This window comes from Bradyrhizobium sp. P5_C11_2, from assembly GCF_054049755.1.
Map to the genome: position 1 here is coordinate 1 of NZ_JBFULT010000765.1, position 2847 is coordinate 2847.

The following is a 2847-nucleotide window of genomic DNA, read 5'->3' on the forward strand; positions in this document are numbered from 1 at the left end:
ACCAGTCACGCCTTCCGCGAGCACATCTGGAACATGGGTGCGCGCCCCGCGATCCCGCCTCAGCACCACGAGACCCCCGTCGCCTGCCCGGACTGGATCTACAACAATCGCAATCAGGTCGAGCGCCTCTGGGCGAGGCTCAAGGAATGGCGTGCCATCGCAACCCGCTACGAGAAAACCGCCACAAGCTTCATGGGTGTCCTGTCCCTCGCCGCAGCCCTCGACTGGCTCAAGCGATGACACGCCCTAAGAGACCAACGCGCCCAGCTGTTGCCCCCTCAAGCGGTAGCGCAAAAGTGCGAGCAAAGCACATGGAAGATTATCAACTGTATCAATAGCCTGTCGAAAGGCTTCATCAACCAATTCGCCCAGTGAATCATATGAATTACCCTTCTTTGTAAGGTACTTGATTGCTTCGCGCAGGATATCCGCCTGTTCGTCAATTTCAATATCATTCCTCGAAATGTCAAATATCACTCTGGTAAAATCATTGACGGGGTTGTCTACATCTCCGCGGTAAGTGCCATCGGCGACATTCATCATTCCATCGATCGAGTCGTCTAATTCACGTCGCATCTGCTTGGTGTTGGCAATAGCTTCCCGTTCGCGTTCCATGTGAATGGCGCTTCCTATTTCTGGTGGTGTTGTTGAGTTTCGGGGTGTTTTCGCTACCGTGTGCAATCGGTAGCGGGGGTTGCGTTGGTCCGTCAACCAGAAAATATGTACACGGTGCTAAAAATGGTTCCGGTGACATGTCGCATGGCTCGCACGGGTCTAGGCCTTGGCGTACGAGATCTGGCTCACCTAGCATCCGTCTCCACGCACACAATCACCCGGTTCGAGGGCGGCGCCGAACTGAAGCCGCGCACCATCATGGCGCTGCAGGGCGCCCTGGAAGCCGCCGGCGCAACGTTCCTTGAGGATGACGGCAGCGGGCACGGCGTGCGCCTGCGCAACCCTGCGGGCACCGCAAGCGATGCTGCGACCGCCGGCAATTGATCCCATGCGCCTGATGGCATCCCTGGCGATCGTCGCCCTGTGCGGTGTGCTCAGCGCTTGCCAGGGGCAGGGCGCCAGCACCTACACGCTGTACCGCAACTCCGTGCTCAACGACGGGGCGCGGATCCACGTCGCCACCTTCGATGCGGCAGACGGCGAGGTCTACAACCGGGAGAACTGTGCCGCAGCTGCGGGGCTCTTCGGTGGTCAGCCAGGTACACGAACCCGGTTCTGGTGCGAGAAGGGGCGGTACCAGCCATAGGCGGTACGTCAACGCGTTCGCTTTCCGTACCTGCTGTTGCAGCAGCGTGGCAGCCGGCGCCAATCGGCTCAGCTACGTTGCAGGCGTCTCCCAAAGGCGCCTCCATGCTCATCCCCGCGCTCACCGTCCGCCGCTGCCTGCTGCTCGGGTTCATGCTCGCCGGCCTGATTGTGCTGGCCGATGGCTTTGCCCGCCATGAGCTGCAGCAGGCCTCAGGCGAGGTGGCTGCGATGGTAGCCGGTACGCAGCTGGCCAACGCGTCCGATGAATAGCCGGGCGGCGCACGGCTGGCGCTTGGTCTTGCTCCTCATGCTCGCGGGTGTCGGGCCGGTCTCGGCCCTGGCGGCCGAGCCGGCCGATCTGCCGGCCATGGAGAAGGCGTGGCACAGCTGTGTGCGCGACGCGTACGATCAACAGCCTGACCGCGGCAGCAAGCCCGGCCGGGAGCGCAACGCCTTGGACGAGTGCAAGCCCCACGAGGACCGCTACGTGGCGGCGCTGATGGCAGCCCGGCCAGACGCCGATCTGCCCCTGGGCGGCTGGGCACGGACCTGGGCCGCGTACGTGTCGTTTGTGGTAGATCCGGTAAAGGCCTGGATTGAGGCGCTGCGGCGCTGATCGGTTACGCTGGTGCGACGTGTAGCGGCCCGGCGGAACAGCATTGGCAGAAAACAGTTTCCTGATGCAAATCAGGAGGCGCCACCATGAAGAAATTTACAGCTATTGCTATCTGCGTCGTTCTGGCTACCCCAGCCCTCGCCGAAACCATAGGCGAGAAGACAGGCGTTAACTCGTTACTTGGTAACAGCCCCACGACGCAGGACTTCATCACCGAAGCCGCGATCAGCGACATGTTCGAGATCCAGTCGAGCAAGCTCGCTCAGGAGAAAAAAGACACTAAGGCGGACGATTTCGCAAAAAAGATGATTGCCGACCACACCACGTCGACCGATGCAATTAAAAGCATGGTTCAAGGCGGCAAAGTGAAGGCGGATGTTCCAGCATCTCTCGACAGAAAACATCAGAGCATGATCGACAAGCTCAAGGATCTGAACGGCGATGACTTCGAGAAGCAATACCGTTCCGATCAGATCTCCGGACATAAGAACACGGTCGACCTTTACAAACGTTACGCTAAGGGCGGCGACAACGCCGACCTGAAGGCGTTTGCGGAGAAGACGCTGCCGATCGTCGAGCACCATCAGAAGATGGCTGAGGAATTGGCCAAGTAAGCACGGCCACTCACGGCTCGCCAGCAGAAGCTCCGGGCCACATGGTCGGCCTGGAGCTTCTTCACGCGTGGCTGACGGCGGCAGCGTCACTTGGCTGTGACGTCCAAGGCCGCCTTCGATTTGTTAACCGCCTGAAGTCCGAAGCAGACCCCGAGCAGCCGGTTCTGCTCGCACACGGTCCACGCGCCGGCAAAGCCGAAGCCCTTGCGCAGCCACAGCATCGCCTCGAAGCCGCAGATCGTGCGCCGCGCCGTGTGGAAGGACCGGAAGCCGCCCACCCGCGGCATCGCTCGCTTGACCCGGAAGTGGTCACTCTCGATGCCTTGCTGCAGGTGCTTGGTCACATAGTGGAGC

Annotated in this window: 8 protein-coding genes; 6 read left to right on the forward strand and 2 right to left on the reverse strand. The window is 60.8% G+C overall.

Going from position 1 to position 2847, the window contains the following annotated elements; all coding sequences use genetic code 11:
* The coding region (locus ACXJL8_RS38185) for a transposase (RefSeq protein ID WP_456686721.1) at window positions 1-240 on the forward strand (240 nt) is incomplete at its 5' end.
* A 6-nt stretch (window positions 241-246) separates the two neighbouring features.
* On the opposite strand, the gene ACXJL8_RS38190 is transcribed toward ACXJL8_RS38185, so the two are convergent.
* Window positions 247-615, reverse strand: a complete 369-nt coding sequence (locus ACXJL8_RS38190) for a hypothetical protein (RefSeq protein WP_456686722.1) — start codon at window positions 613-615, stop codon at window positions 247-249.
* 144 nt (window positions 616-759) lie between these two features.
* On the opposite strand from ACXJL8_RS38190, the gene ACXJL8_RS38195 reads away from it, so the two are divergent.
* The 5 genes from ACXJL8_RS38195 to ACXJL8_RS38215 all read left to right on the forward strand — a co-directional run bounded on the left by ACXJL8_RS38195 (window position 760) and on the right by ACXJL8_RS38215 (window position 2493).
* Window positions 760-999: a transcriptional regulator gene (locus ACXJL8_RS38195; protein WP_456686723.1), complete on the forward strand. Its 240-nt coding sequence runs from the start codon at window positions 760-762 to the stop codon at window positions 997-999.
* A 4-nt stretch (window positions 1000-1003) separates the two neighbouring features.
* Window positions 1004-1261 (forward strand): hypothetical protein, encoded by a 258-nt coding sequence (locus ACXJL8_RS38200; RefSeq protein ID WP_456686724.1) that lies wholly within the window; start codon window positions 1004-1006, stop codon window positions 1259-1261.
* Between the two features lie 104 nt (window positions 1262-1365).
* On the forward strand, window positions 1366-1533 hold the full coding sequence (locus ACXJL8_RS38205) for a hypothetical protein (RefSeq protein WP_456686725.1): 168 nt from the start codon (window positions 1366-1368) through the stop codon (window positions 1531-1533).
* A gap of 37 nt (window positions 1534-1570) precedes the next feature.
* Window positions 1571-1879 carry a hypothetical protein gene (locus ACXJL8_RS38210; protein WP_456686728.1) on the forward strand — a complete coding sequence of 103 codons (309 nt, stop codon included), beginning with the start codon at window positions 1571-1573 and terminating at the stop codon, window positions 1877-1879.
* Between the two features lie 86 nt (window positions 1880-1965).
* The gene (locus ACXJL8_RS38215) at window positions 1966-2493 is read left to right on the forward strand and encodes a DUF4142 domain-containing protein (RefSeq protein ID WP_456686726.1); all 528 of its coding nucleotides are present in this window, start codon (window positions 1966-1968) and stop codon (window positions 2491-2493) included.
* An 86-nt stretch (window positions 2494-2579) separates the two neighbouring features.
* Here ACXJL8_RS38215 and ACXJL8_RS38220 read toward each other — a convergent pair.
* A partial coding sequence (locus tag ACXJL8_RS38220; protein WP_456686727.1) for a DDE-type integrase/transposase/recombinase occupies window positions 2580-2847 on the reverse strand: 268 nt, incomplete at its 5' end.

What these genes read in the sequence shown, in the direction of transcription:
- ACXJL8_RS38210 (WP_456686728.1), top strand. Translation starts at nt 1,571, where the DNA reads ATGCTCGCGGGTGTCGGGCCGGTCTCGGCCCTGGCGGCCGAGCCGGCC.
- ACXJL8_RS38200 (WP_456686724.1), top strand. Translation starts at nt 1,004, where the DNA reads ATGCGCCTGATGGCATCCCTGGCGATCGTCGCCCTGTGCGGTGTGCTC.
- ACXJL8_RS38205 (WP_456686725.1), top strand. Translation starts at nt 1,366, where the DNA reads ATGCTCATCCCCGCGCTCACCGTCCGCCGCTGCCTGCTGCTCGGGTTC.
- ACXJL8_RS38195 (WP_456686723.1), top strand. Translation starts at nt 760, where the DNA reads ATGGCTCGCACGGGTCTAGGCCTTGGCGTACGAGATCTGGCTCACCTA.
- ACXJL8_RS38190 (WP_456686722.1), bottom strand. Translation starts at nt 615, where the DNA reads ATGGAACGCGAACGGGAAGCTATTGCCAACACCAAGCAGATGCGACGT.
- ACXJL8_RS38215 (WP_456686726.1), top strand. Translation starts at nt 1,966, where the DNA reads ATGAAGAAATTTACAGCTATTGCTATCTGCGTCGTTCTGGCTACCCCA.